The 18,596-nt window shown below is 65.6% G+C and carries 17 protein-coding genes; 16 read left to right on the forward strand and 1 reads right to left on the reverse strand.

Annotation, left to right across the window (positions count from 1 at the left end):
- The first annotated feature begins 122 nt into the window (after positions 1-122).
- A complete protein-coding gene (locus QX135_RS05925) occupies positions 123-1,451 on the forward strand; it encodes a phospholipid carrier-dependent glycosyltransferase (RefSeq protein WP_316176901.1) in 1,329 nt (442 codons plus the stop codon).
- Positions 1,452-1,517: 66 nt separating this feature from the next.
- Here QX135_RS05925 and QX135_RS05930 read toward each other — a convergent pair whose 3' ends face one another.
- Complete coding sequence (locus QX135_RS05930; RefSeq protein WP_315738410.1) at positions 1,518-2,168, reverse strand: OmpA family protein; 651 nt, start codon at positions 2,166-2,168, stop codon at positions 1,518-1,520.
- A gap of 385 nt (positions 2,169-2,553) precedes the next feature.
- Here QX135_RS05930 and QX135_RS05935 point away from each other — a divergent pair, with 385 nt between their 5' ends.
- The 15 genes from QX135_RS05935 (at position 2,554) to QX135_RS06005 (ending at position 18,595) form a co-directional block, all read left to right on the forward strand.
- Positions 2,554-2,784, forward strand: a complete 231-nt coding sequence (locus QX135_RS05935; protein WP_316176899.1) for a hypothetical protein — start codon at positions 2,554-2,556, stop codon at positions 2,782-2,784.
- Positions 2,785-2,858: 74 nt separating this feature from the next.
- Entirely contained in the window at positions 2,859-4,031 is a 1,173-nt protein-coding gene (locus tag QX135_RS05940) for a winged helix-turn-helix domain-containing protein (RefSeq protein ID WP_316176897.1), read from the forward strand.
- A 127-nt stretch (positions 4,032-4,158) separates the two neighbouring features.
- Positions 4,159-4,716, forward strand: coding sequence for a TetR/AcrR family transcriptional regulator (locus QX135_RS05945; RefSeq protein WP_316176896.1), 558 nt, complete (start codon positions 4,159-4,161; stop codon positions 4,714-4,716).
- A 49-nt stretch (positions 4,717-4,765) separates the two neighbouring features.
- A complete protein-coding gene (locus tag QX135_RS05950; protein ID WP_316176894.1) occupies positions 4,766-5,728 on the forward strand; it encodes an alpha/beta hydrolase in 963 nt (320 codons plus the stop codon).
- 248 nt (positions 5,729-5,976) lie between these two features.
- Positions 5,977-7,308 carry an MFS transporter gene (locus QX135_RS05955; RefSeq protein WP_315773399.1) on the forward strand — a complete coding sequence of 444 codons (1,332 nt, stop codon included), beginning with the start codon at positions 5,977-5,979 and terminating at the stop codon, positions 7,306-7,308.
- Between the two features lie 226 nt (positions 7,309-7,534).
- Complete coding sequence (locus tag QX135_RS05960) at positions 7,535-8,641, forward strand: efflux RND transporter periplasmic adaptor subunit (protein WP_315738404.1); 1,107 nt, start codon at positions 7,535-7,537, stop codon at positions 8,639-8,641.
- Positions 8,642-8,910: 269 nt separating this feature from the next.
- Positions 8,911-12,051: an efflux RND transporter permease subunit gene (locus QX135_RS05965; protein WP_316176892.1), complete on the forward strand. Its 3,141-nt coding sequence runs from the start codon at positions 8,911-8,913 to the stop codon at positions 12,049-12,051.
- Positions 12,052-12,075: 24 nt separating this feature from the next.
- Positions 12,076-12,684, forward strand: a complete 609-nt coding sequence (locus QX135_RS05970) for a TetR/AcrR family transcriptional regulator (protein ID WP_315773451.1) — start codon at positions 12,076-12,078, stop codon at positions 12,682-12,684.
- 65 nt (positions 12,685-12,749) lie between these two features.
- A complete protein-coding gene (locus QX135_RS05975) occupies positions 12,750-13,373 on the forward strand; it encodes a flavin reductase family protein (RefSeq protein ID WP_315776111.1) in 624 nt (207 codons plus the stop codon).
- A 51-nt stretch (positions 13,374-13,424) separates the two neighbouring features.
- On the forward strand, positions 13,425-13,853 hold the full coding sequence (locus QX135_RS05980) for an acyl-CoA thioesterase (protein WP_315773405.1): 429 nt from the start codon (positions 13,425-13,427) through the stop codon (positions 13,851-13,853).
- A 369-nt stretch (positions 13,854-14,222) separates the two neighbouring features.
- Positions 14,223-14,465 carry a hypothetical protein gene (locus tag QX135_RS05985; protein WP_315738400.1) on the forward strand — a complete coding sequence of 81 codons (243 nt, stop codon included), beginning with the start codon at positions 14,223-14,225 and terminating at the stop codon, positions 14,463-14,465.
- Between the two features lie 160 nt (positions 14,466-14,625).
- Positions 14,626-14,817: a hypothetical protein gene (locus QX135_RS05990; RefSeq protein ID WP_315738399.1), complete on the forward strand. Its 192-nt coding sequence runs from the start codon at positions 14,626-14,628 to the stop codon at positions 14,815-14,817.
- Between the two features lie 158 nt (positions 14,818-14,975).
- Complete coding sequence (locus QX135_RS05995; protein ID WP_315773407.1) at positions 14,976-15,809, forward strand: DeoR/GlpR family DNA-binding transcription regulator; 834 nt, start codon at positions 14,976-14,978, stop codon at positions 15,807-15,809.
- Positions 15,810-15,962: 153 nt separating this feature from the next.
- Positions 15,963-17,516, forward strand: a complete 1,554-nt coding sequence (gene glpD / locus QX135_RS06000) for a glycerol-3-phosphate dehydrogenase (protein WP_316176889.1) — start codon at positions 15,963-15,965, stop codon at positions 17,514-17,516.
- The gene (locus QX135_RS06005) at positions 17,513-18,595 is read left to right on the forward strand and encodes an ABC transporter ATP-binding protein (RefSeq protein ID WP_316176887.1); all 1,083 of its coding nucleotides are present in this window, start codon (positions 17,513-17,515) and stop codon (positions 18,593-18,595) included. The genes glpD and QX135_RS06005 overlap by 4 nt, the downstream gene beginning before the upstream one ends.
- Position 18,596: the final 1 nt, after the last annotated feature.

The following is an 18,596-nucleotide window of genomic DNA, read 5'->3' on the forward strand; positions in this document are numbered from 1 at the left end:
TTTCCTGCTCAATCTAGCCGAAGACGGCGCGCGGGGTTGTTGTAAAATGGGCACAAGTTTGCCTCGATGACCGTTCGGTGGTTAGTTGCCGCCACCGTGAGATCAGTTCAACGCGGAGGCCCATGAAGGTATCTGCTGCTCGCCGGGATGACGACGACGAGGACGGCGAGGTTGCGCAGGATGGCGCTCTGTCGGTCCGCCGCTGTGTGATGACGGCATTGCTGATCTTCGCGATCGCGCACGTCGTGCTGATGATCGGGCTCGCCTCGCCGCCGAAATTCGTCTTCGACGAGGTGCATTACGTGCCGGCGGCGCGGCAGATGCTGGGACTGGCGCCGGCGACGCCGCAGCTCAACCCGATGCATCCGCCGCTCGCCAAGGAGCTGATTGCACTGTCGATCAGGACGTTCGGCGACAACGCCTTCGCATGGCGCTATCCCGGTACCGTGCTCGGCGGGCTCGCCGTTGCCGCCATCTATCTGTGCGGCCTGGCGCTGTTCGCGGCGCAATGGCCCGCCATCGCGGCGGCGCTGCTCGCGGCCTTCAACCAGATGCTGTTCGTGCAGGCGCGCATCGCGATGCTCGACATCGGCGCGCTCGCCTTCAGCCTGCTCGCGATCGCGGCCTTTCTGTTTGCGTTCAGGCAGCGCCGGCCGCAGGTCGTGTTCGCGCTGGCGGGAGCGCTGTTTGGCCTTGCGATCGCCTGCAAATGGAGCGGGCTGTTTCCGCTCTTGACGGCGCTTCTCATCGTCGGTCTCATCAAGCTGTTGCAGCATTGGCAGACCTCGTTCGGCGATGGCGAGCCGACCGACTGGTATCGGCCCGAGCAATGGCCGCAACTGAGCTGGCTGCAGATCGTGCTGTGCCTCGTCGCAATGCCGGCTGTTTGCTATCTCGCGACCTTCGTCCCGCTGCATGGCCTGTCCGTCATCGGCATCTTCGAAGCGCAGCGGCGCATCTTCGCCGACAGCGTCACCACGGCGATCGCCGGCCATACCTACATGAGCGCGTGGCCGACCTGGCCGTTGCTGGTCCGTCCGGTCTGGTTCCTGTTCGACAAGACCAGGGACACCGACATCGCCGCGGTGGCGCTGCTCGGCAATCCGCTGGTGCTGTGGCCGGCGCTTGCGGCGCTCGCGATCTGCATCCGGGATTTCATCGCGACGCGCAGCGCGACGGCGTTCCTGATCCTGGCGTTCTATCTCGGCTGCTATCTGCCCTGGGCGCTGCTGCCGCGCGCGCTGAGCTTCATCTACTACTACCTGCCGTCGGCGACGCTGGCGAGCCTCGCGCTCGTCCATGCGCTGACCCGCTGGCCGCGCTGGGTGCTGTTGAGTTATGTCGCCGTCGCGATCCTGGGCTTCGTCGCGATGCTGCCGGTCAGCGCCGCCTTCATCGGCACGACGATGCAGACCTTCACCCGGCTGATGCTGTTCCAGAGCTGGATCTGAATCCGGACAAAAAGCGCCCCGCCTGCCAGGGACCGTGGGCAGGCGGGGCGATGCGCGGCGGAGCGCTCACTTCGCCGCGGTCTTGGTGTCCATGTTGACGACCTGGACCCGCCGGTTGAGCGGATCGGCCGGGTTGGCCGCGTCCTTGAGCTTGGTCTTGCCATAGCCGACCGTGACGAGGTCCTGGCCGGCGAGGGCGAACTTCTCGACCAGATAGCGCTTGATGGTGTCGGCACGGCGCTCGGAGAGATCCTGGTTGAAGCCGTCGCTGCCGATGCCATCGGTGTGGCCGGCAACCACGAAGGTCGAGCCCTTCAGGTTCGGATCGGACAGCGCCTTGCCGAGCTCCTGCACGGCCGGCATCGAGGCCTTGCTGATTTCGGCCGAGTTGTAGTCGAACTGGATCTCGAGATCGATCTTGGGCTTGGTCGCCGCGATCTCGGCGATCTGCTCGCGCTCGCCGAGCGACAGCGAGCGGGTCTTGCGGTTGCGCATGCTGTCGATGAAGGCCGCCTGCTTCGCCTGCGCTGCCGCGTCGGCCTGCGGGGTTGCCTGCGGTCCGACCGAAATGCCGCGCGTCACGGCCTTCGGCTTCAGCGCGTTGAGGATCTTGTCGGCCGACACGGCCTCGCCGGCGAGGGCGGTGCCTGCGCCGATCGCCAGCATGGCGGAGAACGCCGCCGCCTGAACTGCAAAGCGTCCAAAATATGGGGTCATTGTCGTTATCCTCGGGTCGTCATGCCCTATGGTCATTGGATGCGTGAACGATAGAACGGGTTCAAAGCATCAAATGTGATCGACGTCACGTTGCCGGACTGGGCGGCCCTTGCGGGGCGAAGCGAGTGGTCCGCGGGACGCGCCGCGCGCTGCCGCAAAGCGATCGGCAGGTGGCCGGTCCGCGAACAACAAATCGGCCAGATGCGGCTCTACCGGATAGCGTTCGCCGGGAAAAAATCGCAAACCTGAAGGACGCGAACGGCGACTGGATTCGTAGTCTAAGAAACGCAAACAGAAAAGCAGAGCCGTGTTCAACCCATCGCACAGGCGCGACTATCAGCCCCATCGGGCGAGCAGTCAGGATCAGACGGGATCAGCCGGTTCCATGTCGACGCTGATCGGGGCTGGCATCATTGCGGCATCGATCCTGCTGTCGACGCTGATCACCGCGGTCGGCAACCGCTATGTCGGCCTGGAAAGTCCGGCCGAGGATACGGCCTGGCTGGTCGACCGCCTGACCGGCAGCATCTACAAGTGCCGTGCGCCCGATCCCGGCCGCGCCAGCTGCAAGGCCGTGATCGCCACCGGCAGCATTCCGGACAAGGCCAAGCCGTGAGGTTCCGCAAGGGGATCTCGCCGGCCTGATTTGCCGTTGCGGGAGCGGGGGCGAATCTCGCACCATTGCGCGGCATGCCCGCTGTCCCCACGCCCATCCCGCTCCCCAAGCCGCAGGCGCGCCGGATCTGGCTGCGCGCGCAGCGGCTCGATGCCGAGGCGCCGTTCGGCGCGGGCCCCGAGGCGGTCGCCGCCGCCATTGCTCATCTCGGCTATGTGCAGATCGACACCATCAACGTCATCGAGCGCTGCCATCACCACATCCTGTTCAGCCGCATTCCCGCCTATCGCCGCGCCGATCTCAGGCAGGCGCAGAGCACCGACAAGACCGTCTTCGAATATTGGACCCACGCGCTGTCCTACATCCCGCTGCAGGACTTCCGCTACTTCGTTCCGGCGATGCGCCGCTACCGCCGCGAGGGCCATCGCTGGCTGCAGACCGTGAAGCCCGAGGATACGCGCAAGGTCATGCGGCTGATCCGCCAAGGTGGCGCGCTGACGATCCGCGACATCGACGACGACGTGCTGCGCGAGAAGGACCACGCCTGGGCCAGCCGCAAGCCGTCGAAGCGCGCGCTGCAGCTCGGCTTCTACGAGGGCGTGCTGACGGTGTCGGGCCGCGACGGCATGCTCAAGACCTACGACCTCACCGCCCGGCATTTCGGCTGGCAACGGCTGCCGAAGGGCGCCAACGATCGCGAGATCGCAGCCTATCTGCTCGACCGCGGCTTGCGCGCCCAAGGCGTCGTGAGCCTCGATTCGCTCTGCCATCTCAATGCGCCAAGCAAGGCCGCGGTGCGCCGGGTCATCGATGCCAGGGTCCGGCGCGGCGAGCTCGTGCCGGTGACGCTGGAGGGCGCCGGCAGGCAGGAGCACTGGGCGACGCCGGCCGCGCTGGAGGAGCCGATCGACATCAGCTCCGAGCGCGTGCACATCCTGTCGCCGTTCGATCCGCTCATCATCCAGCGCAAGCGGACGCAGGCGATCTTCGACTATGATCATCGCTTCGAGGCCTATGTCCCGAAGGACAAGCGCCTGTTCGGCTATTTCGCGCTGCCGGTGCTGGTCGGCGACGAGATCGTCGCCGCGCTCGATCTCAAGACCGACCGCCAGAACGGCAAGCTCCTGATGCAGAAATGGAGCTGGGTCGGCCAGGGCAAGGCCGCGCGTGGCGACCAGCGCAAGGCGCTGAAGCGGACCATCGAGGACGAGCTGCACCGGTTCCAGCGCTTTCAGCTTGGAGACTGACCCTGGTCGTCGGAGATCCGCTCAGTGCTCTTGATTTGGAAACGAATGTTTCCTAAAAGGAGGGATGACGAGGTCGCAACAGGATTCATCCGAGCGCCGCGGGCCCGGTCGGCCGCGCGAGTTCGATATGGACACCGCCCTGAACAAGGCCCTGGTGGTCTTCAGCGAGCGCGGCTACCACGCCGCGTCCTTGGCCGAACTGCGCGCGGCCATGAAGCTCGCCACCGGCAGCCTCTACAAGGCCTTCGCGGACAAGCGCGCGATCTTCCTGGCGACGCTGGATCATTACATCGCGCGCCGCGACCAGCAGGTGCGCGAGCGCATCGATGCGCAGCCCAGCGGCCGCGACAAGCTGGAGGCCTTGCTGCAGTTCTACGCGGAATCCGCCAGCGACAGCGAAGGCCGGCGCGGCTGCCTCGTCGTGACCAGCGCGGCCGAGCTCGCCACCTTGGATGCGGAGGCCGCCGCCAAGGTCCGCGGAGCGTTACGGCGGGTCGAGACCCTGTTGCGCGACCTGATCAGGCTGGGCCAGGCGGATGGATCGATCCGGCCGGATCTCGACGCGGAAGTCGTGGCCCGAACCTTGTTCTGCGTGATCCAGGGATTTCGGGTGGTCGGCAAGACAGGGCGCACGAGGAGCGAGATGATGGCCGTGGCAGACCAAGCTGCCGCCTTGTTCGCGTGATGTCGTGTCTAAATAGGAAACGATTGTTCTATAATTAGGAGGATGATCCATGACTAAGTTGATGAGTGCCATCTCTGCCGAAAGTCCGTCGCGGCTGGTCGCGGCCGAGCCGTTCGGTCGCGCCGATGCGTCGCTGCCGGGCTTTACCCACCGCTTCGAGACCGTCGATGGCCTTCGGCTGCACTATGTCAGCGGTGGCCCGCCGGCTGGCGAGGTCGTGGTGCTGCTCGCCGGCTTTCCCGAAAGCTGGTTTGCCTGGCGCAAGGTCATGCCGCTGCTCGCATCGCGCTATCGGGTCATTGCGCCGGATCTCCCCGGGCAGGGTGACTCGGACCGGCCAGCCGACGGCTACGACACTCAGACCCTGGCCACGGCGGTGCATCGCCTGCTGCAGCAACTCGGCGTCACCAGCTATCATCTGGTGGCCCACGATATCGGTGCGTGGGTGGCTTATCCCTATGCGGTGCTGTTCGAAGCCGAGGTGCGCAGCCTGGCGCTGCTCGATGCGGGAATTCCCGGCGTCACCCTGCCCGAGGCGCTGCCCTTCGCGCCAGACCGCGCGTGGCGCACTTGGCACTTCGCGTTCCACGCCGTCGCGGATCTCCCGGAGATGCTGATCCACGGCCGCGAACGCGACTATCTCGCTTGGTTCCTGCGCCGGAAGGGTGCCAATCCCGAAGCGTTCTCCGAACGCGATCTCGACGAATACGCCCGCGTGCTGACCAAGGCCGGCGGCTTGCGCGCCGGGCTCGCTTATTATCGTGCCGCCGCACTGTCCGCGCGTCAGAACCGCGAGCTGAAACAAAGGGGCAAGCTGAAGCCGCCGGTGCTCGCCGTCGGTGCCGACCAGGGATCGATCGTGGACATGGCCGCGCCGCTCAGGGAGGTCGCCGATCACGTCGAGGGCATCACCATCTCCTCGTGCGGCCACTACATTCCGGAAGAGCAGCCTGCCGTTCTGGCCGAGGAGCTCAACGCCTTCTTCAGCCGCGCCGGCGCGGGGCCGATCTGAGCTTTCGGTTGATATCGCGGCTTGCCGTTGGCAGGCCTATGCCCAAGCAGGCCGCGTCGCGATCCGGTCGATCCAGATGCCGACGACGCGGATGAGCATCTCGGGCGAGGAGGGCGTCATGCGCGGGCCGCGCCCCCGCGATGCGCCGACGGGCTGTGGGATTTCAGGTTTTCCGATTGACTTGCCACGACCGATGCTCAACACCGCCTTCAACTATCAATGTCCAGAAAGCTCCGGGGAGGAGATCGATGAGTCCGTCCGCCACCAGTCCGGCCGCGCTTGGCCGCTCCGATATCGAGTCCGCGACCATCCGCGCCATCTCCTGGCGCCTGATTCCGTTCCTGGTGCTGGCCTATTTCTTCTCCTATCTCGACCGGGTCAATCTCGGCTTCGCCGCGCTGACCATGAACGCGGAGCTGAAATTCTCGCCGCTGGTGTTCGCCTGGGGTGCGGGCATCTTCTTCATCGGCTATTTCATCTTCGAGGTGCCGAGCAATCTGGCGCTGGAGAAGTTCGGCGCCAGCCGCTGGATCGCGCGCATCATGGTGACTTGGGGCATCATCTCGGCGCTGATGGCCGTGGTCTCGGGCCCGTGGAGCTTTTACACGCTGCGCTTCCTGCTCGGCGTCGCCGAGGCCGGATTCTTTCCCGGCATCATCCTCTATCTCACTTATTGGTACCCCGCCCAGTATCGCGCGCGCTTCCTCGCCGCCTTCGCGGTTGCCGTGCCGATTTCGACCGTGATCGGCGCGCCGGTCTCCGGCCTGCTGCTCGGCATGCACGGCCTGATGGGACTGCAGGGCTGGCAGTGGCTGTTCATCATCGAGGGCATCCCCTCGGTCATCCTCGGCGTCGTCACCTGGTTCTACCTGACCGACCGGCCGGAGCATGCGACCTGGCTGTCCGCGGAGCAGAAGGCCTGGCTCGCGGCGAAGCTCGAGGCCGAGACTGCGGCGAAGCAGGCCGCCGGCCACATGACGCTCGGCGAGGCGCTGTCGTCGCCGAAGGTGATCGTGCTCAGCCTGATCTATTTCGGCTTCGTCGGCGCGCTCTACGGCATGCAGTTCTGGCTGCCGCAGATCGTCAAGGCATTCGGACTGACCAATGTGCAGACAGGCTTCGTCACCGCGATCCCCTATGCGTTCGGCACCGTCGCGATGATCCTGTGGGCGCGGCATTCCGATGCGACACGCGAGCGCGTGATGCATGTCGGCGCGCCGCTGATCCTGATCGCGGTGGCGCTGGCCGCATCGAGCATGATCGGCGATCCCACGCTCACCATGGTTGCGCTCACGGTCGCGGCGATCGGCGTGTTCTGTGTCTTCGGCGTGTTCTGGACGCTGCCGACGGCATGGCTGTCGGGTACGGCCGCGGCCGGCGCCATCGCGCTGATCAACTCGATCGGCAATCTCGCCGGCTTCGGCGGCCCCTATCTGGTCGGCTGGATCAAGGACACGACCGGCTCCACCACCCACGGCCTGCTCGCGCTGTCGGTGCTGCCGCTGATCGCCGGGCTGCTCGCGTTCTTCGGCGGCCATGAGAGCAAGGTCGAATTCGCCGGGCAGGCGCCCGCGGAGTGAAGCGCACGGTGCATGCCCTGATTGCGGGGCCGGGCTCGACCGCGGCGGCGGACGGCCCCGGAATCGGTGGCGGTTGAGCGCACGGCGGAGTTCCGAACCGGCCTGCCGCTCCACTGAGCACCTGCGGCAACATGTCCAGATGATCACGAAGTCATGATTGCTGACGAATATTGACAATCGTCATTCGACATTCGACACTTCCTCGTAAGAGCAGCGAGGGTGCCCCATGTTGATCCGCCTGATTTTCGCGAGCTATTCCAAGCTGTTGACTGGCCTTGCGCTGGCCACGATGGCCGTCGCCCTGGCCGGGTGCAATGAAACCGTCGCCCAGAAGGCCGAGCCGGTCCGGCCGGTTCTGGTCGCGCCCGTCCACTACGAGGCCGAGACGCCCGAGCGCAGCTTCGTCGGCACCATCCGGCCGCGCATCGAGGCCGATATCGGCTTCCGCGTCGCCGGCAAGGTCGCCAAGCGCCTGGTCGAGGTCGGCCAGACCGTGGAGGTCGGCCAGCCGCTCGCCACGCTCGACGAGGTCGACCTGAAGCTGCAGGCCGAGCAGGCCGAAGCCGAATTCCGCGCCGCCACCGGCGTGCTGGCGCAGGCCTCCGCCGCCGAGACACGCGCCAAGGAGCTGCGCGCCAAGGGCTGGACCACGGATGCCCAGATGGACCAGGCCAGGGCGTCCGCCGACGAGGCGAGGGCGCGGCTCAATCGCGCCGAGCGCTCGGTCGAACTGACACGCAACTCGCTGTCCTATGCGACGCTGGTTGCCGACGCGCGCGGCGTCGTCACCGCGAGCATGATCGAACCAGGCGTGGTCGTTGCCGCCGGCCAGGCCGCGATCCGTGTCGCGCGCTTTGCCGAGAAGGAGGCCGTGGTCGCGATCCCGGAGACCCTGCTCGAACGCGCCAAGACCGGCAGCGCCTACGTCACATTGTGGTCGGAGGCAAACAAGCAATATGCGGCGAAGCTGCGCGAGATCGCGCCCACCGCCGATTCCGCGACGCGCACCTATCTCGCCAAGTTCTCGCTGCCGGACGCTGGCGACGCCGTCTCGCTCGGCATGACCGCGACGTTGACGCTCGCCGATCCCGCCACCACGCGCGTCGCGCGGCTGCCGCTGTCGGCGCTGTTCAGCGATGGCCGCGATCCGTCGCTCTACGTCGTCAACGACAAGGGCGAGGTGACGCTGAAGCCGGTGAAGGTGAAGGCCTATGACAGCAAGGACGTGCTCGTCACGTCAGGCGTTGACGAAGGCGACAAGGTCGTGGCGCTCGGCGTGCAGAAGATCGATCCCAGCCAGAGGGTGCGCGTCGTGTCGGCGCTGACGTTCTAGCTCTGCCGTCGTTCCGGGGCGCACGTAGTGCGAACCCGGAACCTCGAGATTCCGGGTTCGATGCTTCGCATCGCCCCGGAATGACGAACGTAACGGTCGTCATCGCGAGGAGTGAAGCGACGGCGCAATCCAGACTGTTTTCTGCAGGCGGATTCTGGATTGCTTCCGCCGTCGCCCTTTGGGCTACGGCGGACAGGTCGCTTCGCTCGCGGTGACGGTGACTAACAGCAACGGCTCGGACCAGTGATATCGAATCTCGGAGAGCACCCATGAAGCGGTTCAACCTGTCGGCCTGGGCGGTCAATCATCCGCCGCTGGTGCTGTTCCTGATCGTCGCGCTCGGCGTCGCCGGCTTCTTCTCCTATCAGAAGCTCGGCCGCGCCGAAGATCCGTTCTTCACCGTCAAGGTCGTCAACGTCTCGGTGATGTGGCCCGGCGCCACGGCGACTGAGATGCAGAGCCAGGTCGCCGACCCCATCGAGAAGAAGCTGCAGGAGCTGCCTTACTTCGAGAAGGTGCAGACCTATTCGAAGCCGGCCTTCACCGCGATGCAGGTGACCTTCCGCGATTCGACCCCGCCGGCCCAGGTGCCGCACCTGTTCTATCTGATCCGCAAGAAGCTCGACGACGTGCAGTCGTCGCTGCCGTCGGGCATCATCGGTCCGTTCGTCAATGACGAGTTCTCCGACGTCGATTCCATCCTGTTCATGATGACCGGCGACGGCGCCGACTATGCGCAGCTGAAGAAGACCGCCGAAGGCCTGCGCCAGCGCCTGCTGAAGGTCGCCGGCGTTACCAAGGTCAATCTCTACGGCACCCAGGACGAGCGCATCTATGTCGAGTTCAGCCATGCCAAGCTCGCCACCCTCGGCATCACGCCGCAGGCGCTGTTCGATTCGCTTGCCAAGCAGAACAATGTGACCCCGGCCGGCACGGTCGAAACTTCGTCGCAGCGCGTGCCGCTGCGCGTCACCGGCGCGCTCGACGGCGCCAAGGCGGTCGCGGAGACGCCGGTCGAAAGCAACGGACGCGTGTTCCGGCTCGGCGATATCGCCACCGTCAGCCACGGCTTCGTCGATCCGCCGAGCTTCAAGGTGCGGCAGGAGGGCAAGCCCGCGCTCGGCATCGGCGTCGTCACGGCCAAGGAGGCCAACATCCTGGAGCTCGGCAAGGAGGTGCACGCCGCCGCCGCGGATTTCATGAAGGCGGTGCCGCAGGGCATCGAGATCGAGCAGATCGCCGACCAGCCCAAGGTGGTCGAGCACGCCGTCAGCGAGTTCGTGCACTCGTTCGTCGAAGCGCTGGTGATCGTGCTGTTCGTGTCGTTCCTGGCGCTCGGCTGGCGCACCGGCATCGTCGTGGCATTGTCGGTGCCGCTGGTGCTCGGGCTCGTCTTCATCGTCATGAACATCATGGGGCTCAACCTGCATCGCATCTCGCTCGGAGCCCTCATCATTGCGCTCGGCCTCCTGGTGGACGATGCCATCATCGCGGTCGAGATGATGGTGGTGAAGATGGAGCAGGGTTGGGACCGGATGCGCGCCGCGTCCTTTGCCTGGGAATCCACCGCGTTCCCGATGCTGACCGGAACCCTGGTCACGGCCGCCGGCTTCCTGCCGATCGGCTTCGCCAATTCGGCCGTCGGCGAATATGCCGGCAGCATCTTCTGGATCGTCGCCATCGCGCTGGTCGCGTCCTGGTTCGTCGCCGTGATCTTCACGCCCTATATCGGTGTCAAGCTGCTGCCCGACATGAAGGCCCATCACGGCCATGACGAGCACGCGGTCTACGACACGCGCATGTATCGCGGCCTACGCGCCATCGTGCGCTGGTGCGTCACGCATCGCATCACCACCGTCGCCGCGACGGTCGGCGTCTTCGCGGCATCGATCGTGGCCTTCGGCCATGTCCAGCAGCAGTTCTTTCCGCTGTCGGAGCGGCCCGAGCTGTTCTTGCAGCTGCGGCTGCCGGAGGGCACCGCCTTCAACGTCACCGAGAAGGCGGCACGCAAGGCCGAAGCGCTCTTGAAGGACGACAAGGACATCGAGACCTATACCGCCTATGTCGGGCAGGGCTCGCCGCGCTTCTGGCTCGGTCTCAACCCGCAACTGCCGAACGAAGCCTTCGCCGAGATCGTGATCGTCGCCAAGGACGTCGCCGCGCGCGAGCGCATCAAGGCCAAGATCGAGACCGCGGCTGCGAATGGCGAGCTGAACGAAGCGCGCGTCCGGGTCGATCGCTTCAATTTCGGTCCGCCGGTCGGCTTCCCCGTCCAGTTCCGCATCATCGGCCCCGATGCGGCCAAGGTGCGCGAGATCGCCTACCAGGTGCGCGACGTCATGCGCCAGAACCCGAACGTCAGGGATCCGCAGCTCGACTGGAACGAGCAGTCGCCCTACCTCAAGCTGGTCGTCGACCAGGATCGTGCCCGCGCACTTGGCCTGACCCCGCAGGACGTGTCGCAGTCGCTGGCGATGCTGATCTCCGGCGTGCAGGTCACGACCATCCGCGACGGCATCGAGAAGGTCGGCGTCGTCGCGCGTGCGGCGCCGTCCGAGCGGCTGGATCTCGCCCATGTCGGCGACCTCACCATCACCTCGAAGAACGGCGTCGCGGTGCCGCTGCAGCAGATCGCCAGGATCGAGTATTCCCACGAGGAGCCGATCCTGTGGCGGCGCAACCGCGACATGGCGATCACGGTGCGCGCCGACGTGGCGGACGGGGTCCAGGCGCCCGATGTCACCAACCAGATCTCGCCGAAGCTACAGGATATCCGCAACCACCTCGAGCCCGCCTACCGGATCGAGGCCGGCGGCGCGTTCGAGGAATCCGCCAAGGGCAATGCCTCGATCTTCGTGCTGTTTCCGCTGATGGTCATCGTGATGCTGACCCTGCTGATGATCCAGCTGCAGAGCTTCTCGCGGCTGATCCTGGTGTTCCTGACCGCGCCGCTCGGCATTGTCGGTGCCTCACTCGGGCTCAATGTCGCCAACGCGCCGTTCGGCTTCGTGGCGCTGCTTGGCCTGATTGCGCTTGCCGGCATGATCATGCGCAACGCGGTGATCCTGGTCGATCAGATCGAGACCGACGTCGCCCATGGTCTGACCCGCAAGGACGCGATCATCGAGGCCACGGTGCGCCGCGCCCGGCCCGTGGTGCTCACCGCGCTGGCCGCGATCCTCGCCATGATCCCGCTGTCGCGCTCGGCGTTCTGGGGCCCAATGGCGATCACCATCATGGGCGGGTTGTTCGTTGCAACCTTTCTCACGCTGCTGTACTTGCCAGGATTGTATGCCCTATGGTTCCGCAAGAGCCTGGACGAGCGCGGAGCGAAGGACGCGGATCATTCCGCAACGCAGCACGTTGACGTGCCGAAGCCCGCGCTTCCTTTGGCCGAGGCCGCCGAATGAAGGACCAACAAGATCGCAGGCATGATGACCCTGGTTTCCGACCATATCGAATCCGATACGCACGAACGCATTCTCGTCGTTGCTGAGCGTCTGTTTCGACAGATCGGCTACCAGAAGACGACCGTCGCCGACATCGCCAAGGAGCTCCGCATGAGCCCGGCGAATGTCTACCGGTTCTTCGATTCCAAGAAGGCGATCCACCGGGGTGTCGCCCGCACGCTCATGGCGCAGGTCGAGGCGGCTGCCATCGCGATCGCGGAGCGGGCGGGGCCTGCGGCGCCACGGCTGCGCGAGCTGCTCGGCACCATTCATCGCATGAACACCGAGCGCTATGTCGGCGACAACAAGCTGCACGAGATGGTCGCGGTGGCGATGGAGGAGAGCTGGGACGTCTGCGAGGCGCACATGCTGCTGATCACCGAGATCATCGGCCGCGTGATCGGGCAGGGCGCGGCCTCCGGCGAATTCGCCGTCACCGACCTGCCGCTGGCGGCAAAATGTGCGACGACCGCGATGATGCGCTTCTTCCATCCGCAGATGATCGCGCAATGCGCGACCAAGCCGGGCCCGACGGTCGACGAGATGATCGATTTCGTGCTGGCAGGGCTTGGTTCCAGGGGCGCTGCAAGCTAAGTTCGCCGTCATTCGAGCGAAGCTTCGTCGCTTGCGCTCCCCGCAATGACGGAAGGGACGACGGCGTGACCGAACGGGATCTGCATTTCTACGAACCGAAGAACGGCCACGGCCTCCGCCACGATCCCTTCAATGCCATCGTCGCCCCCCGTCCGATCGGCTGGATCTCGTCGCGCGATCCGGACGGTCACGTCAATCTCGCCCCCTACAGCTTTTTCAACGCCTTCAACTACACCCCGCCGATCATCGGCTTCTCCTCGACGCAGTGGAAGGACTCGGTCGCCAACATCCAGGACACCGGCGAGTTCGTCTGGAACCTGGTGACGCGCGGCCTGGCCACGCAGATGAATGCGACCGCCGCGCATGTCGCGCGCGAGGTCGACGAGTTCAAGCTCGCGGGCGTGACGCCGGTGCCGTGCAAATTCGTCAACGTGCCGCGGGTCGGCGAAAGCCCCGTGGCGTTCGAGTGCAAAGTGACGCAGATCATTCAGCTGCAGGGCGCCGATGGTGCCAAGGCGCAGGCCTGGCTGACGCTCGGCGAGGTGGTCGGCGTGCATATCGACAAGACGCTGATCAAGGACGGGGTCTATCAGACTGCGCTGGCGCATCCGATCGTCCGCGCCGGCCGTCGCGGCGACTATTTCGAGATCATGCAGGAGGCGATGTTCGAAATGGCGAGGCCAGACTGACAGCCTTGCTCGACGCCTCTTGAACGCTCCCGCAATTGGAGACCATCCGACGTGACCGAAGCGACCGTCCATGCCGCGCTGTCCGCGCCGACCGAGCCCCGCGGCGATCTCTGCATCCGCACTCTGGCGATGCCGGCCGACACCAATGCCAATGGCGACATCTTCGGCGGCTGGCTGCTCAGCCAGATGGACGTCGGCGGCGGCGTGTACGCCGCCAAGGTCGCGAAGTCGCGCACGGTGACGGTCGCGATCGAGGCGATGAACTTTCGCAAGGCGGTCTATGTCGGCGATCTCGTTTCGGTCTATGCGCATCTCGTCCGCGTCGGCCGCACCTCGATGACGGTGCGTCTCGAAGCCTGGGTGCTGCGCCGAAAGGAGGAGCAGCCGATCCTCGTCACCGACGGCAACTTCACCTACGTCTCGATCGACGACGACGGCCGGCCGCAGCCGATCCGGCGCGACGGGGCGACCCCGGCCTGATCGCAATCTTGGTCTCCCGCCAAAATAACATCAGTTAATGCCCGGCATATGCCACTTGCTCGGCATAGGAACCGTGATCCGGCGGTGCGCGTTCATTCGAGCACGCGTTTGCGGCGTCTGTGTCGATCAATCTCGCGCGATGTAGGTCTTGTCCACAGGGCAGGCGTGTTTACGATATTTGCAAGTTCTGGTTGCTTGGAGGTGCGATGCCGCGTCTCTGCCTCATTGCGCGCTTCGAGTGGCGCATCGGACGGGCATCGAGGTTGGTAGTCCGCTTCCGATCAACAAGGCCAAAAGGGCCAGCCGGAAAAAATTGCCGGCACAGGGAAATGGCGGGGCGCGGTGCGCGAACAGGGTGGGAGGAAGTCCATGTCGGACGTCGACGAGAAACTGATCTTGCAGGTCCTGAAGAAGCTGCAGCAGCGGCTTCTCCACGCCGAGCGCAGGATTTGTGTCTACGAGAATCAGCTCAGTGCGTTTCGTGAAGATCAAGTCGAGGTGTTGAAGGATCTGCGCACCATCTATCAGTTGCTCGGTCAGCATCACGATCGCATCGGCGGGGCCGATGCGTCGCTGCGCAGGCCGACGCTCGTCCCGAATGATCCACGCTGATTCGGCCGTGTCGTGACGGCGAAGGCGCGTGCAGCGCAGCCAACATAACATCCACACAATTTCCTGTTGGCATGCAGATCGGATAGCCGGGGGCTCCAGGACCGGAACGTTCGTCATAGAGCCCTGTTATACGCCCCGGAATGAACGACGGGATTTCGCAATGTCCGACACCTATATCATCGAGGTCAGCTCCCAGGCGGCGGGGATCGTCGTCCGCGATCGTGGCGGCTTCCGCTTCTTCGCGGCGTCCCACCGCTTCAATGCCCTCGAGGGCCAGGTGTTTCGCAATGCCCGCGAAGCCGAACGCGCCGCGCTTCGGCTCGTGACCGGCGAGCTGAGCGCAGCCGCCTGAGCGAGCTTGGCGCACGCGGCCGCCGGCGCACGTCAGCCGGACCGTGCCGCGCCGGACGTGCTCCGAGCCGGCGATTGCTGCGATGCGCCCAATGCATCGCCGATTGACGCTTGACTCGATCAGCATCACCATGGTGCAGCTTGTCCTGAAAGCTTGCCATGGCCGTCCTTTCCCAACGCCAGACCGACATCCTCAACATCGCCCGCGCCTCCGGCCGCGTCATGGTGGAGGATCTCGCGCGCCGCTTCGAAGTCTCGGCCCAGACCATCCGCAAGGATCTCAATGATCTGTGCGAGCAGCGCGCGCTGACGCGCATCCATGGCGGCGCCATCATCGCCTCCGGCGTCGAGAATCTCGCCTACGAGGCGCGGCGCTTCGTCGCTGCCGACGAGAAGAAGGCGATCGGCGCGGTCGCCGCCGCGCGGATTCCGAACGGCTCCTCGCTCTTCATCAACATTGGCACCACGACGGAGGAGGTGGCGAGCGCGCTGTCGTCGCACCAGGACCTGCTCGTCATCACCAACAATCTCAACGTCGCGATGCTGCTCTATCCGCATCCGCGCATCGAGGTGATCGTGGCCGGCGGCACGGTGCGGCGCTCGGATGGCGGCGTGATCGGATCGACGGCGACGCAGCTGATCGGCCAGTTCAAGGTCGACTACGCGATCATCGGCGCATCCGCGATCGACGAGGAGGGCGCGCTGCTCGACTTCGACTATCGCGAGGTGCAGGTCGCCCAGGCCATCATCGCCAATGCCCGCAGCGTGATGCTGGTCGCCGATTCCACCAAGCTTCATCGCAGCGCGCCGGTGCGCATCGCCCATCTCAGCCAGATCCAGACCTTCGTCACCGACCGGCCACTGCCGGACGGACTGGCCAGCCTCTGCCATAGCCGTGGCATCGAGGTGGTCTCGGCGATGCCCGCCGCCGACGCCGACGACGCCGCGGAGGCAACCGAAACGGCGGGGTCCGCCGTGCTCCGCCGCGCCTGACTTTCCGCCACTCTCGCAGGCTCCTTGATCCCGGTTTGGGCAGGTTTTGCCCAATCGGGGCCCAACATGCGAATTTCGATTTGCTTTCACTTTCGTTTGTGTTTAACTCGAAACCGAAAGTGAAATCGCCACAGTCAAGGCGATTGCCGGGGGATGCGTCTGTTGGAGCGGATCTACGACCTCGCCATTATCGGAGGCGGCGTGAACGGTTGCGGCATCGCGCGCGATGCGGCCGGACGCGGAAATTCCGTTTTCCTTTGTGAAATGAATGATCTGGCGAGCGGAACCTCGTCCTGGTCCACCAAGCTCGTGCATGGCGGCCTGCGCTATCTCGAATATTACGAGTTCCGGCTGGTCCGCGAGGCGCTGATCGAGCGCGAAATCCTGTGGCAGATCGCGCCCCACATCATCCGCCCGTTGCGTTTCGTGCTGCCGCATCATTCGGGCCTGCGCCCGGCCTGGCTGCTGCGCCTCGGCCTGTTCCTCTATGATCATCTCGGCGGCCGCAAGCTGCTGCCGCCGACGCGGTCGGTGAACCTGCGCAGCGACGAGGTCGGCCGCCCCTTGATCCCCGGGCGCTACAGCAAGGGCTTCGAATATTCCGACTGCTTCGTCGACGATGCGCGTCTGGTCGTGCTGACCGCGCGCGATGCCGTCGATCGCGGCGCCGTCATCCGCACCCGCACGCGCGCGATCGAAATCCGGCAGGATGGCAGCCATTGGCTGGTCACCACCGAGAACACGCAGACCGGCGAGCGCGAGACCATCAAGGCGCGCGCGCTGGTCAATGCCGCCGGTCCCTGGGTCGAGCAGGTGCTGGCGACCGGCGCCGGCGTCAATGCGAAAGCGAAAGTGCGGCTGGTGCAGGGGTCGCACATCGTGGTGCGCAAGCTCTATGACCACGACCGCGCCTACATCTTCCAGAACGCCGACGGCCGCATCATCTTCGCCATTCCCTATCAGCAGGATTTCACGCTGATCGGCACCACCGATCGCGACTATCAGGGCGATCCGGCCAAGGTGAAGGCGACCGACGAGGAGATCGCCTATCTCTGCGCCGCGCTCGGCGAATATCTCGCCAAGCCGGTGACGCCGGCCGACGTGGTGTGGAGCTATTCCGGCGTGCGTCCGCTCTATGACGATGGCGCCAGCGAGGCCAAGGCGGCGACCCGCGACTACGTGTTCGAGCTCGATACGCCCGGCGGCTTGCCGCTGCTGTCGATCTATGGCGGCAAGATCACCACCTACCGGCGCCTGTCGGAAGAGGCGCTGGAGCGTCTCGCGCCCTATGTGAAAGGTGGCAAGGCGGAGGAGGGGTGGACCGGCAAGGCGCCGCTGCCCGGCGGCGACATGAAGGTTTCGGCCGTTGCGCCGTTGATTGCGGATCTCCGCAAGACCTATCCGTTCCTGTCGGATGCACATGCGAAGCGGATCGCCCATGCCTATGGCACGCGGGCTGCGGCCATGCTCGCCGGTGCGACATCTTCGGCCGATCTCGGCCAGGATTTCGGTGGCACCTTGACGGAGCGTGAAGTCAGGTACCTGATGACGAACGAGTGGGCGTTGACGGCCGAGGACATCGTGTGGCGTCGATCGAAGCTGGGGTTGCGGATGTCGGCGGCTGAGATCGCCGCGCTCGATGCGTGGATCACAGCCAATCGCGAGCGCTCCGCCGTGCCGGCGCGTGAGGCGGGAGGGCGCGCATGAGCGTCACGCTCGATCACGTCTCCCGAATCGTCGACGGCGTGACCACCATTCGCGACGTCTCGCTGACGTTGCAGCGCGGCACGCTGAGCGTGCTGCTCGGGCCGACGCTGTCCGGCAAGACCTCGATCATGCGACTGCTCGCCGGCCTCGACCGGCCGACCACGGGGCGGGTGCTGGTCGACGGCAAGGACGTCACCGGCGCCGACGTGCGGCAGCGCTCGGTCGCGATGGTCTATCAGCAGTTCATCAACTATCCCTCGCTCTCGGTCTATGAGAACATCGCCTCGCCGCTGCGCGTGCAAGGCAAGTCGCGCCAGGAGATCGAGAAGCGCGTGGCGGAAGCGGCCCGGCTGCTGCGGCTCGAGCCCTATCTGAAGCGCACGCCGCTGCAGCTCTCCGGCGGCCAGCAGCAGCGCACGGCGATTGCGCGCGCACTGGTGAAGGGGGCGGACCTCGTGCTGCTGGACGAGCCGCTCGCCAATCTCGACTACAAGCTGCGCGAGGAGCTGCGGACCGAGCTGCCGCGCATCTTCGAGGCATCCGGCGCAATCTTCGTCTATGCCACCACCGAGCCCTCGGAGGCGCTGCTGCTCGGCGGCCGCACCATCTGCATGTGGGAAGGGCAGGCGCTGCAGGCCGGCGATACCGCGGCCGTGTATCGCCGACCCGACACCTTGCGTGTCGGCCAGGTGTTCTCGGACCCGCCGATGAATACGGTCGAGATCCAGAAGCGCGGCGAGAGCGTGGAGTATGCCGGCGGGGTCAAGGCGCCGGCGGTCGGCCTCTATGCCGCTCTGCCGGACGGCGCCTATCGCGTCGGCTTTCGCCCGCATCAGCTCGGGCTTGGCAAAGGCGACGGCAGCCACGGCCGCCATGCCTTTCCCGCGACCGTCTCGGTCACCGAGATCACGGGATCGGAGAGCTTCGTGCATCTGACGCGCGACGGCATGAACTGGGTCGCGGTGCTGCACGGCGTCCATGAATACGAGCCCGGCGAGGTCCTCGACGCCGTACTCGATCCTGCCAATGTGTTCGTGTTCGACGCCGGCGGCCGTCTGGTCGCGGCGCCGGCGATCTGAG

Source organism: Bradyrhizobium sp. SZCCHNR1098 (assembly GCF_032489375.1).
Lineage (GTDB): Bacteria > Pseudomonadota > Alphaproteobacteria > Rhizobiales > Xanthobacteraceae > Bradyrhizobium.

Coding starts and splice junctions, on each gene's coding strand:
- QX135_RS05925 (WP_316176901.1), top strand. CDS start 123: ATGAAGGTATCTGCTGCTCGCCGGGATGACGACGACGAGGACGGCGAG.
- QX135_RS05930 (WP_315738410.1), bottom strand. CDS start 2,168: ATGACCCCATATTTTGGACGCTTTGCAGTTCAGGCGGCGGCGTTCTCC.
- QX135_RS05935 (WP_316176899.1), top strand. CDS start 2,554: ATGTCGACGCTGATCGGGGCTGGCATCATTGCGGCATCGATCCTGCTG.
- QX135_RS05940 (WP_316176897.1), top strand. CDS start 2,859: ATGCCCGCTGTCCCCACGCCCATCCCGCTCCCCAAGCCGCAGGCGCGC.
- QX135_RS05945 (WP_316176896.1), top strand. CDS start 4,159: ATGGACACCGCCCTGAACAAGGCCCTGGTGGTCTTCAGCGAGCGCGGC.
- QX135_RS05950 (WP_316176894.1), top strand. CDS start 4,766: ATGACTAAGTTGATGAGTGCCATCTCTGCCGAAAGTCCGTCGCGGCTG.
- QX135_RS05955 (WP_315773399.1), top strand. CDS start 5,977: ATGAGTCCGTCCGCCACCAGTCCGGCCGCGCTTGGCCGCTCCGATATC.
- QX135_RS05960 (WP_315738404.1), top strand. CDS start 7,535: ATGTTGATCCGCCTGATTTTCGCGAGCTATTCCAAGCTGTTGACTGGC.
- QX135_RS05965 (WP_316176892.1), top strand. CDS start 8,911: ATGAAGCGGTTCAACCTGTCGGCCTGGGCGGTCAATCATCCGCCGCTG.
- QX135_RS05970 (WP_315773451.1), top strand. CDS start 12,076: ATGACCCTGGTTTCCGACCATATCGAATCCGATACGCACGAACGCATT.
- QX135_RS05985 (WP_315738400.1), top strand. CDS start 14,223: ATGTCGGACGTCGACGAGAAACTGATCTTGCAGGTCCTGAAGAAGCTG.
- QX135_RS05990 (WP_315738399.1), top strand. CDS start 14,626: ATGTCCGACACCTATATCATCGAGGTCAGCTCCCAGGCGGCGGGGATC.
- QX135_RS05995 (WP_315773407.1), top strand. CDS start 14,976: ATGGCCGTCCTTTCCCAACGCCAGACCGACATCCTCAACATCGCCCGC.
- glpD (WP_316176889.1), top strand. CDS start 15,963: ATGCGTCTGTTGGAGCGGATCTACGACCTCGCCATTATCGGAGGCGGC.
- QX135_RS06005 (WP_316176887.1), top strand. CDS start 17,513: ATGAGCGTCACGCTCGATCACGTCTCCCGAATCGTCGACGGCGTGACC.